A 20,471-nucleotide genomic window follows, 5' to 3' on the forward strand; every position below is an offset into this window, starting at 1 on the left:
TCATGCTTGAGCTTCTTCAGCTCTGCGTATGTGAGTTCTTCAAGATGTGGGAGAATACTGCGAAGGCGTTGAGTGCTCATGAAGGCTCCGGTGCATCTGGACTACAGTTTTCAGCATAGACCACCAACACTCAAATGCAACACAGCCATATAAAAACAGTTTAGATGTATAGATCAAGATGTAATCATTTTGCTGATTTTGTGGAAATTGACCTTGCTCTAGGATCAAAAAGAAAAGTAAAAAATCTCCTTGCTTTTATCTAATAGACTGAAAAATATGGGTTTTTATGACATTCCCACAGTCTTTTTCACGGTTTTTGTGGAAACAGTCCGCTAGCCCTTTAATGGTGGGCGATGCAGCTAAGACAGCATGATCCAGCTAGGATATAATCACCGTTTTCAGTCAATTTGGGATAGCTATGAAGTCTGTTGAAGTGGTGATTATCGGCGCTGGGGCCTCGGGTTTGTTTTGTGCCGCACAGGCGGGTTACCGGGGGCGCAATGTGTTGGTATTGGACCATGCCAACAAACCCGGCAAGAAGATTTTGATGTCCGGCGGTGGCCGCTGCAACTTTACGAATCTAGATGCTGCCCCAAAACACTACCTAAGTGCCAATCCCCACTTTTGTATTTCCGCCCTAAAGCGCTATACGCCACAGGATTTTCTCGATTTAGTTGACCGTCATGGTTTGCAATACACGGAAAAAACACCGGGGCAATTTTTTTGCCAAGAGTCTGCCAAAGACTTGCTGGAAATATTACTCACCGAATGCGAGTGGGCGGGAGTCGAGTTACACCTCAACACTTCTGTGACGAAAGTCACCAAGACGGAAACGGGTTTTGTTCTTGCTACCAGCCAAGGGGATATCCATTGTCAGTCCTTGGTCGTAGCCACCGGTGGCTTATCCATCCCGACCATGGGGGCAAGCGGCTTCGGCTACGATTTAGCTCAGCAGTTTGGTCTGAAACTCTTGCCACGGCGGGCAGGATTAGTCCCTATTACGATACAGCCCGGGATGAAAGAAAAGTTATCCACACTGTCGGGCGTGAGTGTGGACATCGCCGCCACTGCCAATGGTCAAACATTTCGTGGCCCCATGCTGTTTACCCACCGGGGCATCAGCGGCCCTGCTATCTTGCAAATCAGCAATTTCTGGCAGCCGGGGGAACCCTTACAGCTAAATCTACTGCCCGAAGTAGCGGGGGAGACCTACTTTCGCGAACTGCGACAACAGAAGCCCAAACGCACCCTGGAGGCAGAACTCAATAGCCTTTTCCCGAAACGCTTTACCGAAGTCGTAGCCCAAGACTTCCCATGGCTCAACAAACCCCTAGCGGAACTCGCCAATGACCAACTGGATGCCTTAGTCACCTACTTGACCCACTTCAACGTGGCACCCAACGGCACAGAAGGCTACCGCACCGCAGAAGTCACCTTAGGGGGGATCGATACCAACGAAGTCAGCTCCAAAACCTTCGAGTGTAAAGACGTTGCCGGGTTGTACTTTATCGGCGAAGTGCTAGACGTCACCGGCTTCCTCGGGGGCTACAACTTCCAATGGGCATGGGCCAGTGGCTTTGCTGCGGGGCAGTTTGTTTGAATTGGATTCATCGAGCCTGGTGCGCCCCTAAAGAGCTACTTATCGGTTTGCCAAATAACCCTGTGTCTATTTAGCTCAAATTTATTCAGACTGCTTAAATCAGACAGTTGGTATTAGCCCTGTGTTCTAATATCTCGGTAGGTGTAACGGTCACGCCCAAGGCGCTTGGCCTCGTACAGGGCTAAGTCCGCAACTTTGACTATTACCCAGTCGTCTAATTCATACAGTTCATTTACGCAGGCGTAGCTAATGCTACTGTAGCCGATGGACACAGTAATGGTGCTATGGGCTGCCTCCGGAGCATGCATAAGATTTAGCTCTCGGATAGACTGCATCATCGCTTCAATCATCGGCTCGGTTTGTCTATGGTCTTTGTTAGGTAAGATAATAGCAAACTCCTCTCCACCGTAGCGAGCGCACACCATATCGGGTGCGGAAAAACTTTCAGCGATGGTATAGGCCACTTTGCGGATGCATTCGTCTCCTAGCATATGGCCAAAATGATCGTTATATTTTTTGAACTCATCAATGTCGGCCATGATAACAGAAACCGTATTGTTCAAAGATTTAGCATGATGCAGTATGTCATTCAGGCGGTCATTGAATAAGCGTCGGTTGCCAAGGCCTGTGAGAAAATCAGTATGGGCTTTCTCGTCGAGCAGGCTGATGGCTTTATGGTAGCCAAGGTGGGTTCTGACCCTCGCTGCGACTACTTTTGGGTTAAAGGGCTTAGTGATGTAGTCAGCGGCGCCTGCATCGAATACGATCTCTTCAAAGTTATCATCCTTGATGCCCGTGATAAAAAGTATAGGTATATTGGTAGTTTCCGGTGATTGTTTTAGTCGTAAGCAAATATCTAAACCACTGCTGTCGGGAAGCTCCATATCCAACAAAATGATGTCAGGACGAGAGGTGTTAATTACTCGAAAAGCTTGTTCAGCATTCATGGCGAATTGAATCGCCCCGATCCCTTTGAGCACTTCATGCAGTATCTTAATTACGATACTGTCGTCATCAACAACTAAAATTCGTGGAGGTTTTATACCTATTTGGTGCATGGAGTGCTATTTCTCCCCTATATAGTTGTTGAGAATCTTACAGGCTTTATCAAATGCCAGCTCAGTAACTGCCTGTTCAAATGCACTATAGTTAGGGTTCGGGAGTTGCCGCTGGAATAACGCTCTATGTTGTTCTAGGTGGTCAAGTGCTGCCAAATCACTGCTTTTAAGCAATTGCATCATCTGCTGAATCACGCAGCTGACATCCGTTTGGCTAGGCAAAGAATAAGATGAGCGTTCATTTTCAGTTATTATCTTTCGCGCATCTGTATCCAAACGGGTTAGTGAATAGGAAATATCTTGAAGTAGTGGGATGATTTCCGTCCCCAATTGACGAACAGAAATTTCTATCTGAGCAGCAGTCTGTTGAATTCTCGTTGCACCTATAGTCCCTGCAATCGACGATAATTTATGCATATCTCTTGCTATCTGTAGACGGTCATGAAGACGGTGTTCGCTGTCTAGATCGAGGGTAGGTAAATCCATGTATCGTTTATAATCGTTCAACACTTGGCGCAGAATGGAAAAGAACAAATCGGTATCATTGAGTAGATGTGAACGTGCAGTATCGCCATCAATTCCTTCAATCTGCGGCCAAGGAGTCGTGTGATTGTTTTCTTTTCCCGTTTCCGAAATTGTCATCGTCTATCCCTAAAAATGTGAGACTGTACAAAGCGCTTCGTTGGGCCAAGCTTTGAATACGCTTGGATGACCCGAATAAGTTTTTAGCCTACTTTCAATTAGAAATGAAGCGATGTTCAAATTTTAATGTTTCCTTACTCTAATTTACATTTTTTAGTTTCAATCAAGATATTGAATTTAAAAGGCTTTTATTCCTATTTATGGTGGTTTGTGAGGTTTTGTTTACAGCTACACCAGATTTTTTCGTACTTTAAACTAGCGCTATCAGCTTCTTTGCATCGCCTGAAAACGGAATCTGTGAGAAAATAACCTTTTAGTCAGGATCAACCGGTTAATCAGCAAGAGGCGCCTTTCTTAATGAGTGTTCATGAAATTCTTCATCCTTTAGTTCGTCATAAAATTGGCTTGATGCGCAATCAAGGTATCAGCACCCGTGGTTTTCGTTTGTTGGCTTCGGAAGTGGGCAATTTGCTTACTTACGAAGCGACCAAAGACCTAGAGTTAGAGGATTACCAACAAGATGGTTGGTGTGGTCCGGTGACGTGCCAGCAGATCCGCGGTAAAAAAATCACTGTCGTGCCAATTTTGCGCGCTGGTTTGGGCATGTTGGACGGGGTGTTGGAGCTTGTGCCAAGTGCCAAGATCAGTGTGGTGGGGTTATACCGGGATGAAGAGACCCTAGAGCCGGTAAGTTACTTCGACAAGCTAGCGGGAGATATCGATCAGCGTATGGCGCTGGTGGTGGACCCTATGCTAGCCACGGGTGGTTCCATGGTGGCGACCATAGATTTACTGAAAAAACATGGCTGTACTTCTATTCGTGCTTTGGTACTGGTAGCTGCGCCAGAAGGTATTAAGCGAATGCAGGAAGCCCACCCAGATGTGGATATTTATACGGCATCCATTGATAGCCATTTGGATGAAAATGGTTACATCATTCCCGGTTTGGGTGATGCCGGCGATAAGATTTTTGGGACTAAGTAGGGGCAAATACACTATGAGTTCTACAACTACTTCCCAAGCAAACACATTGGCGGGTTGGCGTTTGATCCTATCGGGTGCCCAGATGCTGTTCGTCGCGTTTGGCTCGTTGGTGCTGGTACCACTGATTACTGGTTTAGACCCTAGTGTGGCGTTATTCACCGCTGGTCTTGGTACGCTGATTTTCCAATTCACCACCAAGCGTTCTATCCCTGTGTTCCTTGGTTCATCCTTTGCCTTCATTGCGCCGATTATCTTCGCGGTGGAAACCTGGGGTAAAGCCGCAACCATGGGGGCGTTGTTCTGTGCTGGTTTGATTTACGTCTTGCTGGCGGCATTGGTGGCCCTACGTGGTCCTGGCTTTTTACACCGTCTGCTGCCTCCCGTGGTGATTGCGCCGATTATTATGGTAATTGGTTTGGGTCTAGCCCCCGTTGCGGTGAATATGGCGATCGGTAAATCCGGTGACGGTGGTATCGAGCTATTCCCATATGGGGATGCCATGATGGTCTCTATGCCCGCCATGATTGTGACCTTGCTGGTTGCATGCTATGCGAAGGGAATCTTCCGTTTAGTACCGATTATCGTTGGCGTGGCAGCTGGCTACTTGATCGCCCTGACCATGGGTATGGTGGACTTTAGTGCCGTAACCAATAGTAGCTGGGTATCTGTGCCAGCCTTTGTGATGCCAGAGTTCCATATTGGTGCCATTCTATTTATGTTGCCGGTTGCGATTGCACCAGCCATTGAGCACGTCGGTGATGTGTTGGCGATTGGTAGCGTCACCGGTAAAAACTATGTGCAAAAACCCGGTTTGCATCGCACCCTGCTAGGGGATGGTGTGGCCACTTCTGCGGCGGCGCTGTTTGGTGGACCACCAAACACGACTTACTCCGAAGTAACTGGTGCCGTTATGCTTACCAAAGCCTTTAATCCTGTGGTGATGATCTGGGCAGCCGTATTCGCCGTCAGTTTGGCCTTCATTTCTAAATTTGGTGCCTTTCTGCAAACCATTCCAACCCCAGTCATGGGGGGGATTTTGGTGATTCTGTTCGGCTCTATTGCCGGGGTGGGTATGAATATCCTGATCAAGTCTCGGGTTGATTTGAGTATTCAACGTAATTTGATCATTGTCGCGGTGACTTTGGTGTTTGGCATCGGTGGCATGATGGTAGGGGCGGGGGATTGGCATCTACAAGGTGTGAGCCTGTGCGGTATAGTGGCAATCATTTTGAACCAGATTTTGCCTAAGACGGATCAAGTTAACGATCTCCACGAAGAACAGGAAGTCGTTGAAGAGTTATTTCATCACAAATAATTTCGTACAAGAAACAAAAATGCCGGACATTTTGTCCGGCATTTTTGTTTGGTTAACTGAGTGAGTTGAGAACTGAGTACTTAGCGACCAGAGAATAGGCTCTTTTCTTTATCAACGCTGTAAATGGTCCAGCGCTTCACATCCGCAGTTTGTCTTGCAAAGACTTCCGCGACAACGCGGCGGTTTTGCTCTCGACCTGCGGCAGTGGAGTTATCGGCGATGGGCTTAGTTTCCCCGTAACCGACGCCTTTCACTCGAGAAGCGCGAATCTTAAAGCTATCCACTAATACGGCGGCAATCGCATTAGCACGGTTCTGGGACAAATTGAGATTGTACTCGTCATTACCCACGTCATCCGTATGACCCTCGATGACCACAGAGGAATCTGGATTGCTACGTAGGAAATCCGCTAATTTTTTAACTTCAGGGAAGTAGGCTGGTTTTACTTCGTACTTGCCGGAATCGAATAGAATTTGCAGCTCAATAGAAAGAAGTTTCGAGCTTTTTTCGTGGCAGCCGTCATTGTCTACCATGGCGCCGGTCGGTGTACCTGGGCAGATATCACGGGCATTAATGACACCATCTCGATCATCGTCGACCAGTCTTTCCGCGATTTTTGCTCCGTATAGGGAATCTGCCTGAGCAATCGCTGCTCCGGAAAACAGATAGCCCACTGCTAGGGCAGTCGCTAAAATTTGTCGAGTTTTCATATCGATCATTGGTTGTCTCATTATTCAATCCCTATCCACTTTATCGGCAAAAGCACGTGTGCACCAGTGTGGAATTGTTGTGCTTTAGATCAAAAAATCAAAAACATGTAATTTTTTGTAATCTATCACCAACTGCCCACATTTTCCATGGAAATCCAAGGCTCTTGGGGAGGTAAGCTATCCCCTTTTTGCAATAATTCGATAGAAATATGATTTGGATCTTTAATAAATGCCATATGCCCATCTCTAGGTGGCCGCAATATGGTGACACCAATGCGTTGCAATTGTTCGCAAACCGCATAAATATCATCGACTTCGAAGGCCAAATGCCCAAACTGATCGCCATTTGAATAGGTGCGATCATCCCAGTTATAGGTTAGTTCGATTTCCGGCTCGCCCTCGGCGGTAGCGTAATAAACTAGGGAAAACTGCCCCTTTTCGCTGTCATAGCGCCGTGTTTGCACTAAGCCCAATCCTTCCGTATAGAAATGGTGGCTGGCTTCTAAGTCTGTGGTGCGGATCATTGCGTGTAAGTAGCGGATGCTCATGCTGCCTCTTCGATAATCTATCACATTGATTTATCTTGAGTATGTATGGCAAATGGCGATGGGTAAAGTAAAGGGGCAGGGTTTTAACTTATTTCCTTATTCTTCCCAGACCCAGCGAAGTGGTTCGCCAAAGTCGTCGTAAATCACCTTTTTGCGGCGTTTTACCGTGTGTTTGGTCTTGGGGTCTGGTGCGCGCTTGTTGGCTTTACGTTGTTCTAATGCTGCAACGACGTGATCTAGCGGCGTGCGTTCTTTACGGGGCTCGCCGAAACCAACGTGGCTCGTGTTATACTTGCCGTCTTGAAGACCGGATTCTCCCATTTTTACCTGCTTGATTTCACCTTTTTCACGAATAAAGCGATCGACCAAAGATTCGATCTCTTGGCGGGTTTCGGCTTTTGTTTTGGCTGGTTTGGTCATAGATGGAAAGCGGTGTTCAGTTCTTAAACGAATCATACTAAACGTAGAGGTTAGCGGTGTCTATCGTCAATTTAATCGTGCATGAAGTGCAAAAAGAAGCGGGCAATTCCAAGGCAATGTTAATCGCCCGCGCCGATGAGAACCCAGTCGATGGGGACGCAGAGCAGTTGGCAGCCCAGGTTACCCATCTTTTTAACCGTTCTGGGATGAATACCGGCCAGTTTAGTAACCCTGAGGGGAGCGAATCTGGCAGTCAATTGCCCGCGCTCCTTCATAAGCACTTTGACGGTGAAAAGTTCGATGACTTTGCAGGCTTCTCCAAGCATTGTGCTAGTGAGTACGTAAAGCAGCTTGAAACCGCCGAAGACGCCGAGGGCGGTTTACTTTGGTTTAATCACTACATCGCCGCTGATAACCATTTTTTGTTTATCGTGCTGTTGAAGCGTAAGTCTGGCATCACGCTAGGCGATGATTTGAGCTTTGCGCCAGTGAAGCAATTGGAAACGGACAAGTTGCACATGGCCCTGCGGATCAATTTAACGGCATACCATGCCCGGGAAGAGACTCGCTATATCGCATTTCGCTTTGGTAAAGCACCCAAGTCCGAAAGTGAGTATTTTGTGAAGTTTATTGGCTGTGAAGAGCCCAAAGTTGCCGCAAAAGAAACCCGCAAGCTGGTAGAAGCAGCCGCTGCTTTTTGTCAGACACAAAATTTACCACCGAAAGCGGCCAATGAATTGCGTCGCTCCATAGCAGAACAGTGTGTGGAAAGAGCGGAGGAGCGAGAGCCGCTAGCCTTGGACGAGGTAGTAAAACAAATCGAGAGCCGTTTTTCACCTGCTCAAGCGGAAGAGTTTTTAGCCATGGCGAGCTCTGAGGCGTTTCAGGTAGAAAAAGAAATTTTCGTAGAAAAGGCCGCGTTGAAAAAACTGACCCGAGTATCCGGTTCAAACCGAACTTTAACTATGAGTTTTGATGTGGAATTGCTAGGGGAGTCTATTGAGTTCAACCCAGATACGGGTGCGCTGACGATAAAAGAGTTGCCCAAAAGCCTGTTGAAGCAACTCCAGTCGCTACACTCGTAACAGTCAGTCTTAGTCCACTAAACCAAGTAGCTGTGCCAATTCTGTCATCGAGGCAAAAGTGGTGCTGGCGCCGGCGTTAATTTGTGCGTCGGCGTCCATATTGGCGCTAAACCCTAATACGGTTGCACCTGCTGCTTTGCCCGCTTGGATGCCGGCGAGAGAATCTTCTATCACTAGGCACTGGCTAGGGTGTTTGCCAAGGGCTGCGGCCGCTGCCAGATAAAGGTCTGGGGCGGGTTTGCCATGGGCCACATCATCCACGCAAAAACGAGTCTTAAAATGCTCGGTCAAACCAATCAACTGTAACTTGTACTCGGTTTCGCTACGAATGGCATTGGTGGCCATGGCGATAGGGCAGGTCAACTTATCTAGAATGGCGGTTATCCCCGGAATTGGTTGTAGGCTTTGGCTGATGGTTTGTTTGAATGCGGCTTTGTAATCCTCCAAAAAGGTATCCGGCAACGGCTTGCCCAGCATTTGACTGGCGGTTTTTAGGTTTTGCTCGGTAGTGTAGCCGGCAAATTGGTCGTGTAGTGTTTTAGCATCTAAATGCAAGCCACATTTGGCGAGCATCTCGGTCAAGATCTGACTTGAGATCGTCTCGGTGTCGACGATGACTCCATCACAATCAAATAGAATGGCTTCGTAGTGAAAAAATGACACGACATTCCCCTAGGATGTTGAAAGTTTGCTACATACTAAGGAATTTAGTGATCGGAGGAAAGGGAGGAGGGCTTGTTGTTTTTGTCCCCTCGATAGGTTGAATGGAAGTGTTATTTGTGTGAGTACTAAATTGGCTTAATGGCTCGCTTGTGTGCCCAGTACCGGTGATTTGGCGATCAGTTTCACTAAAATACGGCGAGTGGCTTTAAAAAAGGCTTTCACTTTAGCGCGACGGGCTTGACGCTCAACACTACGGTCAACAAATCCCCAGCGGGCTAGTAGTGCTTCATATTGTTCTTGAGAGTCCATAATATCTCCTAATCTGTAATGAGTTTACGTTGTTTAATTACTACAATGTGGAGTGTAGCGGGCTCTTCGTGGTGCGACAAACGATGCTTTTTCACCGCAAAGGTGAATTTTATTCAACGATAAATTCTTCTATAGAATAGGGCGGTTTGCTGTTAAATTGGGCGGCATATTTGGTTTAGTTAAGGGTAACGCGTTTTGAGTCAATATCGAGAGATTGAACACTTCCCGAAAGCTTGGATTTTTCGCCGGGAAGACCCCAAAGTGACAGCCGAAGATTTCGCCCAGATTCGCCTATTAAGTGAAACCGCTGCTGCCAATATTTGGCGTGATTACATTAGTAGTGATCATCTTTACCCGGAGCTGCTTGATGGCGACCATTGGCTGACGACCCAAGCCTGCGCACGATGTGGCTGGGAGGCAAGATGGGAAAGTGATGACTCAGTGTTGCCGGAAGAAATTATCGAGCATCTGCAAAATTGGGGGGATGACACTACCGTATGGTTTTGTTGCCACTCTGATTTGTGTTTTGAAACCACATGGGGGGTGTTTCAACGTACTTGGAAGGCATTCCTCTTCCTAGATACCGGCCCAGTGTTGCTAGGTCGCAAAAAGAAGCAAGCGGTACAGTTTTACAGTGACGGTACCGCCAACCTCTCTTTGCGCGGCTAGGCTATTTTTCGCTTTCGTCCAAGATAGCGAACGACAGGCAAGTGCTAAACAAGAGTGCGCCGATCAATGTGGGTGGGCTGGGGAAGGCGACCATAAAAATCCCTGTGCCAGTCCACAGGTTGCGTACTAGCTTGCGTTTCCGGCGATAGGTTTTGGTTGTGCGACGAAAATGGGCGTGGCGATGGGCGGCAGTTTCATCGAGTAACGGTATTTGATACCAAGACGGCATGATTTGAATTAGCAATAACTGTAGGTGAAACACTATTAAAGCTTTAAGCATAGTGGGCCTCACAAAAGCAACTCGTCCCTAACTTTGTCAGCACGGACCTTGCCTTGGCCGTGCGTTTCTTATTGTCATTATTTAGTGTAGTCCATTCTGCCGTTAACAAGCGTGTACATTTACTGTGGTTAGGTAATCGCTACGCTAATGTGGTGGCGGCCTCTCGTTGTCAGGCTGGCTTGGTTAAATGCTTGGTAGGCGTGTTGCAATGCCAGTGACGGCGCTTCGGCTTGTTGCTCGTGAAGTAGCATGGCGACTACCTCGGCCGTGGCGAGTTGATGGTCATGCTTCGCGTGACGAGCTAAAAACGTGCGCTGGCTGTTTGGGTGAATGCCATAGCTTGGGATTGAATCCATATAGCGGCTTTGGTGCAGCATCTTGCTGGCTTGACGCCAGGAAGCGTCCAATACAATCACGAAGCGTTTATTAATACCCAATAGCTGGGTTGCTGGCTCGATATAGCATTGGCTACTGGAACGTGCTTCTGTGAGAGGGTAGAGAATGACTGCTTCGTGGGCGTGCCGGGTCAAAAACTGCTGGAACCCATCGCACGGGGTGGTGCGGTGCCAAAGGAAGGCTTGGGTTTGATCAGGAAAAATGTCGGCAATTAGGCGGCCGGAATTCGTCGGTTTAAAAATTTCGCTGATGTGATAAAGCAATACAAACTGCAATGGGCTCGTTTGCTCGGTTAGTGTCGCACAGACACAGTGCTCTAGCGCGATCAAACAGCGGTCGCAACGCTTCGCATTGGCTCCCCGAGCGATAAAAGGGCGTGGGCTAGTGGCGCGTAGGCTTTCACGCAGTAGATGAACTGAACTCACTTGCGAGGTATTCCTTGTAAAGATCGAAATCGTGTAATGGCGTTTTGGCGGCGCGATTCTGCCATGTTTCCGGTGTTTCGCCTATTACAAAAGGACACACTGGCCTTGAATATGCAAATTCAATGAAATCAAAGTAGAACTAGACGGTTACTGCTGTTCCAGACGTCAGTGACGGGATAAGGTTCGCACTTATTCTTGTTCTTTGAGTACGGCATGAGTCGCTATTTCTCGTCAGTTTTATACATACTGTTGTTGTTAGTCACCTGCGTGGCTTTCCTTGCCATCGCAGGAGTACGAGTTGGAATTTTTGAGCCACTTACGGGTTTTTCCATGTTGCGCAACAGTGTTTGGGCGGCTTTGTTCCTATCGTTTCTTGCTGTGTTGGCTATGGTCTTGTGTCGACGTGAGCACAATTTAGCCTCCCAGCGTTTCAGTATGGCGGTGCTGTTGGTGTCACTGTCGTACAGCTTAGGCTGGATTGGTTTTTACTTTGATAAGGCCGCCTTGCCTAATATTAATGATATCACCACGGATACCGACAATCCTCCCGCCTATATCAACGTCAATTTCCTGCGTCGGAGTAGTGAAAATAGCTTAACTTACAATCACGAGTGGGCAGCTATCCAGGCCAAGTATTATCCCAGGGTGCAGCCCCTTGTTGTTAATCAAGATCGGGAGCAGGTGTATCAACAGGCCGTACAACTGGTGCGCGATTTGGGTTGGGATATGGTTGCCCAATACCCCGGTGCGGGAGTAATCGAAGCCACTGCTCGAACCCCGGTATTTGGCTTTCGTGATGATGTGATTATAAGAGTGAAGGAAGTCGACGGCAGTATACGTATCGATATGCGTTCCTCTAGTCGTGTCGGCCATGGGGATTACGGCGAGAACGCTACCCGTATCGTCAACTATTTGAGTCAGTTGTCTCAGCGTTTAAAGCGCTCGCCGACGTTAAACTATCGCAACTGATCCGAGTGCTTTCTAACTGATAAATTACCCTTATTCTATTTTCTATAAGCAAATAAGCGCTGGTTACAGGCAGTTGGCTTTGCGCAAATTACCTTGGTAATCAAAAATCAGCTCTGTTACGCGAAAATGGCCCCGTTCTTTTTTGGCGATGACAAAATCTGGTGCAGGCAGGTAAGGCAAGAATGGCGCTAGGTCTTTGCTGTTACTAATTTCAACCGGTACGGCACCATGCGCCATACGGCGCATAAACTCCTGATTCAATCGCAGCAGGTCCTTTTTAAGATCAAGCCGGTAACTTTGCTTTAATTCGGTGCCGTCTTCATCCACATAACGGAGTGTCAGCTTTTCCCCTTCCAGCGCGCTCGTTAGCCCTTGGCATCTCAGTACCAAGTGGTCTTTTAGATTGAGGGCTTTTTTAAGTGTATCGTCAGGGTCGATGAGTTTGTGCTGACACTGGTGGCATTGATGGGCGGCAATGTCATTCTCCGCTTGGCACTGTGGGCAGTGTTTAAATACATAACGGTAGTCACATTGCTCTTCCCCATGCAGAGTTTCAACTAGCGCCTGGCAGCGACGACCGAAATGCTCGGTCAAATTTCCATCACTGTCTTTGCGCCCCCAAAATAGATTTTGATAGCCGCATTGTGGACAGGGGACACTGACCAGTTCTGTGTTTTTAGGTCGAGTGCCGCCAATTTCCGGCTGAAAGATATCAAAGCCACTATTGGTGTAATCCAGAATTAAGCAGTCCTTTTTCCCCGGCGCTAGGCGTAAACCGCGGCCAATAATTTGCTGGAACAGGCTCACGGATTCCGTGGGGCGAAGTAGCGCGATCACATCCACATGGGGAGCATCAAACCCTGTGGTCAGTACGGATACATTTACTAGGTATTTAATTTGCCTGTCTTTGAATTGGCGTATCAATTCGTCTCGCTGGGTCTGGGGTGTCGCCCCAGTGATTAAGGCGGTTTCCTTGCTGGGAAGGTAAAGAAAGATTTCTTCAGCGTGGGCGACGGTGGCGGCAAAAATCATCACCCCTTGACGTTGCTCGCTCAAAGTCAAAATCTGCTCGCAAATCGCTCGGGTAACACGAGGGTGTTTGAGCACCAGTTCGTTAAGCATTACCTCATCTTCAATGACGCTTTCTGTTACAGCGCTGAAATCATAGTGGGCGACGGCGGCGTTATAGAGCAACGGTGGCGTCAGGTAGCCATCTTTTACTAAGCGGCGCAGGGGAAGTTCGTAAATGCAGCGTTGAAAGAACGCCTGTGGCGCTTCCCGGGTAAAACCCCAATAGTGTTGCTGGTAGATCCAGCCATTATCGAGGCGGTAAGGGGTAGCGGTCAGCCCAAGCACCTTGAGGCTCGGATTTAACTGACGAAAATGTTCAATGACTTTGTGATACTGGCTCTCGGTGTCAGCGCCGATACGGTGGCATTCATCAATAATCAGCAAAGAAAGGGGTTGGTGCCAATCAGTCAAGTGATTGACCAAGCTTTGAACGCTAGCAATGGTTAGGCGTTTATCTTGCTGCTTCTGTTTCAAACCGGCGGAAAAGATGCCCCCATCGACGCCAAAATTAGTCAGCTTTTGATGATTTTGCTCTACTAGCTCTTTCACATGGGTAAGACACATGGCGTGACCGCGGGCAAGACGGCACAGCTCAGCAATGACCAAGCTTTTGCCTGCCCCGGTCGGTAATACGATGACCGCAGGCGCTTCACTGTGGCGAAAGTGGCGCAAGGTGGCATCGACGGCTTCTTGTTGATAATCGCGGAGTTGATACATGTGCTTGAAACTACTAAAAAAGCTGGTGCAAATCGGAACTTGGAGTATTATGCGCTATCCCTTTCCCTACTGCCATTTTCAGGTAACAAACCACTGATGAATCTTGCTGATTATCTGGCTTCGCCAGACGTTTTTGAGCGTTTGGTAACCGATTTGCGTGTCCAAGGCTGGAGTATGCAGCCTACCTTTTTCTCGGCGCAGCTGAACCAAGACTTACGTGCCGACGCGTTGCAATTAGACGATACTGATCTAAAACAAGCAGGTATCGGACGATTATCGGATCACCACAAAGACCAGCGCCGGCGTCGCGATTCGATTCGTTGGATTGACCCAGAGACGCCAGCGCGGCAGCAATATCTCGACGCCATGTTGGCGCTACGCATTGAGCTGAATAAGTCCCTCATTCTCGGCTTGTGGGATTATGAAGCCCATTTTGCCCGCTATGACGAAGGGGATTTCTACGAGAAACATCTCGATGCCTTCAAAGGGAAAAGCAACCGTGTGCTGACCACGGTACTGTATCTCAACGATGATTGGCATGATGAGGCGGGTGGTGAGATAGTGCTTTATGATGAGTACGACCACGATATGGAGATAGGCAGATTTGCGCCAACCTTTGGACGTATGTTGATTTTTTTAAGTGAAGCATTCCCACACGAAGTGTTACCTGCGAAACAAACGCGCCACTCCATTGCCGGCTGGTTTCGGGTTAACAACAGTATTATGGGTGCTATTGATCCAGATCAATAAAATTCGAGTTTGGCGACTTTCTTCGTTATACTTCGCTCCCTGTTTTAAACGCACCGGTTTTACGTTCCGGTTAGCAAGAGGTGAGTGAAAGTGTCTAAAGTCGTTGTTTGTGCATTGTATAAATTTGTTCAGCTAGATAATTACCAAGAACTACGTGATCCGTTACGGTTATTGCTTGAAGAGCAGGGCGTGCGCGGCACTCTGTTGCTCGCCAAAGAAGGGATCAATGGTACGGTTGCCGGTAGTCGTGAGGGTATCGATGCTATGTTGGCGTGGCTGAATCAGCAACCCGGTTTGGACAACATTGGCTACAAGGAATCTTACGATGACGAAATGCCCTTTTACCGTACTAAGGTAAAGTTGAAGAAAGAAATTGTTACCATGGGTGTGGAGGGTATCGACCCCCGCAAAGTGGTTGGCACCTATGTCAAACCGAAAGATTGGAACAATTTAATCAGTGATCCAGAAGTGGTGCTGATCGACACCCGCAACGACTATGAATACCAGATCGGTACTTTTGCCAATGCGGTTAACCCAAATACGGAAACCTTCCGCCAATTCCCGAGCTATGTGAAAGAAAACCTTGATCCAAGCAAACACAAAAAAGTAGCCATGTTCTGCACCGGCGGCATTCGCTGCGAAAAGTCTACTGCCTACTTGAAAGAGCAAGGTTTTGACGAGGTTTACCACCTAGAAGGCGGCATTTTGAAGTATTTAGAAGAAGTGCCCCAAGAAGAATCCCTATGGCAAGGTGAGTGTTTCGTCTTCGATAACCGGGTATCGGTAAACCATAACCTAGAAAAAGGTGCTTACGATCAGTGTCACGCCTGTCGTATGCCGATTACCGAAGATGAAAAGAAAGACCCACGCTACGAGCAAGGGGTAAGCTGTCACCATTGCTATGATAAATATACCGAAGAGCAGCGTCGTCGCTTTGTCGAGCGTGAAAAGCAAATGCAACTGGCGAAAGAGCGGGGCGAAGCCCACTTGGGCGCCGAAGTGCAGGATGCGATTGAAAAACACCGTCGTGAAAAGGAACTAGAGCGGGAGCGTCAGCGCTTGAAAGCGTCGGCTAATAATTAAGCGAAACGGGGCTGCATATCATGTGGCCCTTTTTTTATTTATGGTTAGCGCGTTTCATTTGCGCGGCAAAAGACTTAAAATTCAAAGTATTGGCTTAAAGCCTTCCGTCTCTTTCACTTACAACAGCGTAGCAAACCATCCGCATGAGCTATCAAGTACTTGCACGTAAATGGCGTCCTCAGACTTTCCTTGAAATGGCTGGGCAGGATCACGTCCTTCAAGCGCTGGTCAATGCCTTGCGTCAACAGCGTTTGCATCATGCTTATTTGTTCACCGGTACTCGTGGAGTGGGTAAAACCACCATCGCCCGTATCTTTGCTAAGTGTTTAAACTGTGAAACCAATGGTATTTCGCCAGAGCCTTGCGGTACATGCCCAAGTTGTACCGAAATCGCCGAAGGCCGCTTTGTTGATTTGATTGAAGTGGATGCGGCGTCACGCACCAAAGTAGAAGATACTCGCGAACTGTTAGAAAACGTGCAGTACGCGCCCACTCGTGGGCGTTTTAAAGTGTATCTCATCGACGAGGTGCACATGCTGTCCACGCACTCCTTCAATGCCTTGTTGAAAACCCTGGAAGAGCCACCGGAACACGTTAAGTTTCTATTAGCCACGACGGATCCGCAAAAACTGCCGGTCACGATTTTGTCCCGCTGTTTGCAATTCAACTTGAAGAATATGTCACCCCAGCGGGTGGTGGATTATCTGCAAACGGTATTGCAAGCTGAGCAAGTGAACTTCGAAATGCCCGCCCTATGGCAAATCGGCCAAGCGGCCAATGGCAGTATGCGGGATGCGTTAAGTTTGACGGATCAAGCCATTGCCTTTGGTGATGGCAATATCAGTGAAACGGGCGTGACTTCAATGTTGGGCTTGGTCAATCAAAGCCAAATTTTAGCCCTATTGGATCTGGTCATTCGACGGGATGCGGCGGCGGTGTTGTCAAAAATTGCTGAACTGGCGGATTATCAACCTGACTTCAGTGCTATTGCTGGCACCATGTTGGACGCTTTACATCGGATTGCCATTGAGCAACAGGTTCCTGGGGCGTTAATGGATCAAACCGGAGACTTGGCAACGATCCGCCAAATGGCTGCAAGCCTCGGGGCGGATGAGCTGCAAATGATGTATCAGAGCTTGATGATTGGTAAACGGGATCTGCCGTTGGCTCATACCACTAGGGCAGGCTTTGAAATGCTGATGTTGCGCTTAATCGCGTTTCGTCCGGCTGGACCAGTTACCCCTATACGACATATTGATCCGGAGATGGTTACAGCAGCCAAACCGGCTGAGACGCCGATAACTTCGGCTCCTGTGTCCGTACCTAGCGCTGAACCTGCTCCTGGGGAAACATCAGAGACACTTGGAGCCTTGTCGGAGCACAGCGAGACTGTTGCCACACCAACGCGTGCCGAAGTGCCTGCGCCATTAGAGGTGCCGAAGGAAAATCAAGTCGCTGATGCCGTATCAGAGACAGAAATGCTTCCTGAACAGGCAGCCACATCAACATCTAACGCTGATATCGACCAAGATATCCCACCCCCTTGGGATGATGAAGAGGTAGCCTACGCAGCGTCTGCTTTTGAGTCTTTACCAGAGGAGCCGGTGGCAGCGCCTCCGGCAACGGCCACAGCGCCAGTGACGCCAGAGCCGGTCGCGAAAAGAGCGTCATCCGACTTATCCGCCATGTTAGATAAAGTGCAGGAGCCGAGCGACGAGCTAAGTGACGAAGAGGAAGATGAGCTTGCTATCGCCACCACGGAAGACCCCTATGCGCAAAGTGCGGCACTGGTGGAAGAATTGGAGCAAACGGCGACCTCAGAAGAAGCCGTAGCAGATGGGCGTGAGGTACTCGATAGCGTCTCCCAGCCCGCCTTGGGAATGCCTGTGCCTGCAATGAGCCACTTCAAAGAATTGGACATGCAGCGTTGGTGGCTGGTGGCGCCGCGTTTACAACTCACTGGACTCGTCTACAACATCGCCATGAACTCAAGCTTAGTATCAGCAACGGAGCAGGGGATTCGGTTGCAAGTGCCATTGGAATACGGGCACATGCTTAACCAGCAGCGTTATGAACAAATCATGCAGGCATTGGCCGATTTCTTTTCCATGCCAGTGCCCTTAATTATTGATACCGTAGCCGAAGTCGATGGTGTCACTGCCGAAGAGTTTGCAGTCAGTAAACGAGCAGAGAAACAACAACAAGCGATTGCCCATATACAAACATTGCCAATCGCTCAGGCATTGAAATCTCAATTCGATGCCCAACTTATTTATGACTCAGTGAAGGCGAAAGTTTAGCTGAAAATAGTTTGATAACGGGAGCGCCAGCTCCCCAGTACCTTTTAGAAATTTTTTTGGAGAGAAATATGTTTAAAGGTGGAATGGGCAATATGATGCGCCAAGCGCAGAAAATGCAGGAAAACATGCAAAAGGCCCAAGAAGAAATCGCCAATATGGAAGTAGAAGGCCAAGCTGGAGCTGGTTTAGTGAAAGTCGTGATGACTGGCCGTCATGATGTTAAACGCATTTCGATCGATGATTCTTTGTTTGGTGATGATAAAGAAATGCTAGAGGACCTGATTGCTGCGGCGGTAAACGATGCGGTGCGTAATATCGAGTCGACCTCAAAAGAAAAAATGTCTGCTGCGACTGCCGGTATGCCATTGCCTCCTGGCTTCAAAATGCCGTTTTAAGGAGCTAGTACTTGTTTAGTCCATCCATCAAAGAGTTAGTGCAAGCGCTGCGGGTTCTTCCGGGGGTTGGCCCTAAGTCGGCGCAAAAAATGGCGCTGCACTTGCTTGAGCGGGATGATGCCGGGGCGGAGCGCTTAGCTAAAGCCCTCCGTCATGCCCTCGACAACGTGGTACGTTGTGGCGATTGTCGCACCCTAACTGAATCAAACCAGTGCGATATCTGTGCCGACCCAGAGCGGGATAGCACCCGCCTGTGTATTGTGGAAGCACCGGCAGATATTGCCGCCATAGAAGCGACAGGGCAGTTCCAAGGGCGTTACTTTGTCTTGATGGGGCACTTGTCGCCCATCGATGGTATCGGGCCAGAAGAACTCGGCTTAGAAAAATTAGAAAGGCTAGTAGCTACACTGGGAGTGGAGGAAGTCATTTTGGCGACCGGCTCCACCGTAGAAGGTGAAGCTACCTGTCATTACATTGCGCAATTATTGAAACCACACAACGTGGAAGTGTCCCGTTTGGCTCAGGGCGTCCCCATCGGCGGGGAGCTTGAGTACGTCGATGGTAACACCCTCGCGTTAGCGCTTCAGGGGCGGAAGAAACTTTAATGACTACCACAGATTCGTTTGCAACCGTGTGGATTACCACGGATGAAGAACTTGCCAGTGCCTGCGCGGCTTGGCAACAGCTTGATTTTATCGCGGTCGATACCGAGTTTCTCCGCCGCAGTACCTATTTTCCTATCACTGGACTCATCCAAATTGGTGATGGTGCCAGTGCCTTTTTGATTGACCCACAAACTATCGGGGACTGGCAGCCGCTAACCGATTTGATGGTCAACCCAAATGTGGTCAAAGTGTTCCATGCGTGCTCGGAAGACTTAGACGTATTTGATCGTCTACTTGGAGTTCTGCCAACACCCTTTTTCGATACCCAAATCGCCGAAGCTTACGCCAGTGCCCAGTGGTCCATGAGCTATGCCAAGCTCGTTGCCCATTACTTGCACATCGAAGTGGCTAAAGATGAAACCCGCTCTGACTGGACGGTTCGCCCGCTAACTGCTGCGCAAGAGCGCTACGCTGCCCTTGATGTAATTTACTTAGCCCAGATTTATCCGCGCCAAAAAGCGGTGCTTGAGCAAAAACAAATGCTGGATTGGGCGCTAGAAGACTGTGAATCTTTGCAGTGGCAATATCAGCAAAACAATGATCCATTGCAAAACTGGCAAGGGGTGAAAGCCTCTTGGCGTCTGGATCGTTTGGGCTTAACCGTATTAAAGCACCTTTATATCTGGCGCGACGAAACCGCGAGAGTGAACGATGTGCCCAAAGGGCAAGTGCTGAAAGAGCGCACCCTGTGGGGGTTGGCGAAATTTCGACCAAATAATCATCGTGATATCGGCAGAACCGAAGAGCTCACCCCAAAGCAGCATCGCTTGTATGGGGATGACATTATGACTATCTTGGAAAAAGTCAAAGCGCTCCCCGAGCCTGATTGGGAAGCTTTGCTAGAAACACCATTACCCTCCCAGGCGGGAGATCTTTCCAAGGAGATCCGCGCTTACGTGGCGCAACTAGCCCAAGAAATGGATGTGGCTCAAGAGGTTCTGTTGAAACGCAAACTACTAGACCCGATCGTGCGGGCGTTGTATGAGAAGACGGAGCTTGCCTGGGATAACCCGCAATTATGCGGCTGGCGTCGTGAGCGTGTGATTGAACCAATACTAGAACGCTTTCGTTGAACGAATGCGATCAAACTTGTCGACTAACTAGGTTATTGTAAATGACAAATATCGGAAACCGTATCATTGTTGAGATTCTGCGTTCCCCCAAAAAGGACGAGATGTATCTTTACGTGGATAAGCAAGAGGGTTTAAAACGTGTGCCAGAAGCCTTGCTAGAGCGCTTCGGTGAGCCGAAAAGCGTCATGACCTTGCTGGTCAGTGAGGATAAAAAGCTTGCCCGTGCGGATGCTAAAGAAGTGATGCGTAGCATTCGCGAGCAGGGGTTTTACTTGCAGATGCCACCAGTACGGGACGAGTACTTGCTTGATCTGTACAAAGCCCCCACTGAGGCTCGCTACTGA

At 48.6% G+C, this 20,471-nt stretch carries 23 protein-coding genes; 13 read left to right on the top strand and 10 right to left on the bottom strand.

Annotated features, from left to right (window positions below; genetic code table 11):
- The first annotated feature begins 418 nt into the window (after positions 1-418).
- Entirely contained in the window at positions 419-1,600 is a 1,182-nt protein-coding gene (locus tag FJM67_RS13235) for a BaiN/RdsA family NAD(P)/FAD-dependent oxidoreductase (RefSeq protein WP_140590017.1), read from the top strand.
- 113 nt (positions 1,601-1,713) lie between these two features.
- On the opposite strand, the gene FJM67_RS13240 is transcribed toward FJM67_RS13235, so the two are convergent.
- A complete protein-coding gene (locus tag FJM67_RS13240) occupies positions 1,714-2,658 on the bottom strand; it encodes a GGDEF domain-containing response regulator (protein ID WP_140590020.1) in 945 nt (314 codons plus the stop codon).
- A gap of 6 nt (positions 2,659-2,664) precedes the next feature.
- Complete coding sequence (locus FJM67_RS13245) at positions 2,665-3,300, bottom strand: Hpt domain-containing protein (protein ID WP_140590023.1); 636 nt, start codon at positions 3,298-3,300, stop codon at positions 2,665-2,667.
- A gap of 357 nt (positions 3,301-3,657) precedes the next feature.
- On the opposite strand from FJM67_RS13245, the gene upp reads away from it, so the two are divergent.
- Entirely contained in the window at positions 3,658-4,284 is a 627-nt protein-coding gene (gene upp, locus FJM67_RS13250) for a uracil phosphoribosyltransferase (protein ID WP_140590024.1), read from the top strand.
- A gap of 13 nt (positions 4,285-4,297) precedes the next feature.
- A complete protein-coding gene (locus tag FJM67_RS13255; RefSeq protein ID WP_140590026.1) occupies positions 4,298-5,599 on the top strand; it encodes a uracil-xanthine permease family protein in 1,302 nt (433 codons plus the stop codon).
- A gap of 80 nt (positions 5,600-5,679) precedes the next feature.
- Here FJM67_RS13255 and FJM67_RS13260 read toward each other — a convergent pair whose 3' ends face one another.
- From FJM67_RS13260 to FJM67_RS13270, 3 genes are all read right to left on the bottom strand, one after another.
- Positions 5,680-6,330 carry an OmpA family protein gene (locus FJM67_RS13260; RefSeq protein ID WP_235890063.1) on the bottom strand — a complete coding sequence of 217 codons (651 nt, stop codon included), beginning with the start codon at positions 6,328-6,330 and terminating at the stop codon, positions 5,680-5,682.
- A gap of 104 nt (positions 6,331-6,434) precedes the next feature.
- Positions 6,435-6,857, bottom strand: coding sequence for a VOC family protein (locus FJM67_RS13265; RefSeq protein WP_140590028.1), 423 nt, complete (start codon positions 6,855-6,857; stop codon positions 6,435-6,437).
- A 96-nt stretch (positions 6,858-6,953) separates the two neighbouring features.
- Positions 6,954-7,313 carry a hypothetical protein gene (locus tag FJM67_RS13270; RefSeq protein WP_235890064.1) on the bottom strand — a complete coding sequence of 120 codons (360 nt, stop codon included), beginning with the start codon at positions 7,311-7,313 and terminating at the stop codon, positions 6,954-6,956.
- A gap of 20 nt (positions 7,314-7,333) precedes the next feature.
- On the opposite strand from FJM67_RS13270, the gene FJM67_RS13275 reads away from it, so the two are divergent.
- Positions 7,334-8,362 carry a nucleoid-associated protein gene (locus FJM67_RS13275; RefSeq protein WP_140590030.1) on the top strand — a complete coding sequence of 343 codons (1,029 nt, stop codon included), beginning with the start codon at positions 7,334-7,336 and terminating at the stop codon, positions 8,360-8,362.
- A gap of 9 nt (positions 8,363-8,371) precedes the next feature.
- Here the strand turns inward: FJM67_RS13275 and FJM67_RS13280 are convergent, their stop codons facing one another.
- Both FJM67_RS13280 and FJM67_RS17540 read right to left on the bottom strand, forming a co-directional pair.
- A complete protein-coding gene (locus FJM67_RS13280) occupies positions 8,372-9,025 on the bottom strand; it encodes an HAD family hydrolase (protein ID WP_140590032.1) in 654 nt (217 codons plus the stop codon).
- Positions 9,026-9,160: 135 nt separating this feature from the next.
- Positions 9,161-9,334 carry a hypothetical protein gene (locus FJM67_RS17540; protein ID WP_181161507.1) on the bottom strand — a complete coding sequence of 58 codons (174 nt, stop codon included), beginning with the start codon at positions 9,332-9,334 and terminating at the stop codon, positions 9,161-9,163.
- 195 nt (positions 9,335-9,529) lie between these two features.
- Between FJM67_RS17540 and FJM67_RS13285 the strand changes: the two genes are divergently transcribed.
- Complete coding sequence (locus FJM67_RS13285; protein ID WP_140590034.1) at positions 9,530-10,003, top strand: DUF2947 family protein; 474 nt, start codon at positions 9,530-9,532, stop codon at positions 10,001-10,003.
- Between the two features lies 1 nt (position 10,004).
- Here the strand turns inward: FJM67_RS13285 and FJM67_RS13290 are convergent, their stop codons facing one another.
- Complete coding sequence (locus tag FJM67_RS13290) at positions 10,005-10,283, bottom strand: hypothetical protein (protein ID WP_140590036.1); 279 nt, start codon at positions 10,281-10,283, stop codon at positions 10,005-10,007.
- A 128-nt stretch (positions 10,284-10,411) separates the two neighbouring features.
- Positions 10,412-11,104 (bottom strand): tRNA-uridine aminocarboxypropyltransferase, encoded by a 693-nt coding sequence (locus FJM67_RS13295; protein WP_181161508.1) that lies wholly within the window; start codon positions 11,102-11,104, stop codon positions 10,412-10,414.
- Positions 11,105-11,317: 213 nt separating this feature from the next.
- Here FJM67_RS13295 and FJM67_RS13300 point away from each other — a divergent pair, with 213 nt between their 5' ends.
- Entirely contained in the window at positions 11,318-12,073 is a 756-nt protein-coding gene (locus tag FJM67_RS13300) for a DUF1499 domain-containing protein (protein WP_140590050.1), read from the top strand.
- 63 nt (positions 12,074-12,136) lie between these two features.
- Here the strand turns inward: FJM67_RS13300 and FJM67_RS13305 are convergent, their stop codons facing one another.
- Complete coding sequence (locus tag FJM67_RS13305; RefSeq protein ID WP_140590053.1) at positions 12,137-13,861, bottom strand: DEAD/DEAH box helicase; 1,725 nt, start codon at positions 13,859-13,861, stop codon at positions 12,137-12,139.
- Between FJM67_RS13305 and FJM67_RS13310 the strand changes: the two genes are divergently transcribed.
- From FJM67_RS13310 to FJM67_RS13340, 7 genes are all read left to right on the top strand, one after another.
- A complete protein-coding gene (locus FJM67_RS13310) occupies positions 13,862-14,611 on the top strand; it encodes a 2OG-Fe(II) oxygenase (RefSeq protein ID WP_235890065.1) in 750 nt (249 codons plus the stop codon). It begins immediately after the preceding gene.
- Between the two features lie 90 nt (positions 14,612-14,701).
- Complete coding sequence (gene trhO, locus FJM67_RS13315) at positions 14,702-15,694, top strand: oxygen-dependent tRNA uridine(34) hydroxylase TrhO (RefSeq protein ID WP_140590055.1); 993 nt, start codon at positions 14,702-14,704, stop codon at positions 15,692-15,694.
- Between the two features lie 143 nt (positions 15,695-15,837).
- Positions 15,838-17,994 carry a DNA polymerase III subunit gamma/tau gene (dnaX, locus tag FJM67_RS13320; protein WP_140590069.1) on the top strand — a complete coding sequence of 719 codons (2,157 nt, stop codon included), beginning with the start codon at positions 15,838-15,840 and terminating at the stop codon, positions 17,992-17,994.
- Positions 17,995-18,062: 68 nt separating this feature from the next.
- A complete protein-coding gene (locus FJM67_RS13325) occupies positions 18,063-18,389 on the top strand; it encodes a YbaB/EbfC family nucleoid-associated protein (RefSeq protein WP_140590072.1) in 327 nt (108 codons plus the stop codon).
- Between the two features lie 11 nt (positions 18,390-18,400).
- Positions 18,401-18,994, top strand: coding sequence for a recombination mediator RecR (gene recR, locus FJM67_RS13330; RefSeq protein ID WP_140590075.1), 594 nt, complete (start codon positions 18,401-18,403; stop codon positions 18,992-18,994).
- The gene (gene rnd, locus FJM67_RS13335) at positions 18,994-20,127 is read left to right on the top strand and encodes a ribonuclease D (protein WP_140590077.1); all 1,134 of its coding nucleotides are present in this window, start codon (positions 18,994-18,996) and stop codon (positions 20,125-20,127) included. Before recR ends, rnd begins: the two co-directional genes overlap by 1 nt.
- A 41-nt stretch (positions 20,128-20,168) precedes the next feature.
- Positions 20,169-20,471 (top strand): YcgL domain-containing protein, encoded by a 303-nt coding sequence (locus tag FJM67_RS13340; protein ID WP_140590125.1) that lies wholly within the window; start codon positions 20,169-20,171, stop codon positions 20,469-20,471.

The sequence above is a fragment of the Maribrevibacterium harenarium genome (assembly GCF_006385675.1).
GTDB lineage: Bacteria > Pseudomonadota > Gammaproteobacteria > Pseudomonadales > Marinomonadaceae > Marinomonas > Marinomonas harenarium.

Excerpts from the sequence above, each read along its gene's own strand:
- FJM67_RS13340 (WP_140590125.1), top strand. The coding sequence starts at position 20,169 with ATGACAAATATCGGAAACCGTATCATTGTTGAGATTCTGCGTTCCCCC.
- FJM67_RS13305 (WP_140590053.1), bottom strand. The coding sequence starts at position 13,861 with ATGTATCAACTCCGCGATTATCAACAAGAAGCCGTCGATGCCACCTTG.
- FJM67_RS13290 (WP_140590036.1), bottom strand. The coding sequence starts at position 10,283 with ATGCTTAAAGCTTTAATAGTGTTTCACCTACAGTTATTGCTAATTCAA.
- FJM67_RS17540 (WP_181161507.1), bottom strand. The coding sequence starts at position 9,334 with ATGGACTCTCAAGAACAATATGAAGCACTACTAGCCCGCTGGGGATTT.
- upp (WP_140590024.1), top strand. The coding sequence starts at position 3,658 with ATGAGTGTTCATGAAATTCTTCATCCTTTAGTTCGTCATAAAATTGGC.
- dnaX (WP_140590069.1), top strand. The coding sequence starts at position 15,838 with ATGAGCTATCAAGTACTTGCACGTAAATGGCGTCCTCAGACTTTCCTT.
- FJM67_RS13240 (WP_140590020.1), bottom strand. The coding sequence starts at position 2,658 with ATGCACCAAATAGGTATAAAACCTCCACGAATTTTAGTTGTTGATGAC.
- rnd (WP_140590077.1), top strand. The coding sequence starts at position 18,994 with ATGACTACCACAGATTCGTTTGCAACCGTGTGGATTACCACGGATGAA.
- FJM67_RS13300 (WP_140590050.1), top strand. The coding sequence starts at position 11,318 with ATGAGTCGCTATTTCTCGTCAGTTTTATACATACTGTTGTTGTTAGTC.
- FJM67_RS13235 (WP_140590017.1), top strand. The coding sequence starts at position 419 with ATGAAGTCTGTTGAAGTGGTGATTATCGGCGCTGGGGCCTCGGGTTTG.
- FJM67_RS13260 (WP_235890063.1), bottom strand. The coding sequence starts at position 6,330 with ATGAGACAACCAATGATCGATATGAAAACTCGACAAATTTTAGCGACT.
- FJM67_RS13265 (WP_140590028.1), bottom strand. The coding sequence starts at position 6,857 with ATGAGCATCCGCTACTTACACGCAATGATCCGCACCACAGACTTAGAA.
- FJM67_RS13245 (WP_140590023.1), bottom strand. The coding sequence starts at position 3,300 with ATGACAATTTCGGAAACGGGAAAAGAAAACAATCACACGACTCCTTGG.
- FJM67_RS13325 (WP_140590072.1), top strand. The coding sequence starts at position 18,063 with ATGTTTAAAGGTGGAATGGGCAATATGATGCGCCAAGCGCAGAAAATG.
- FJM67_RS13255 (WP_140590026.1), top strand. The coding sequence starts at position 4,298 with ATGAGTTCTACAACTACTTCCCAAGCAAACACATTGGCGGGTTGGCGT.
- FJM67_RS13270 (WP_235890064.1), bottom strand. The coding sequence starts at position 7,313 with ATGATTCGTTTAAGAACTGAACACCGCTTTCCATCTATGACCAAACCA.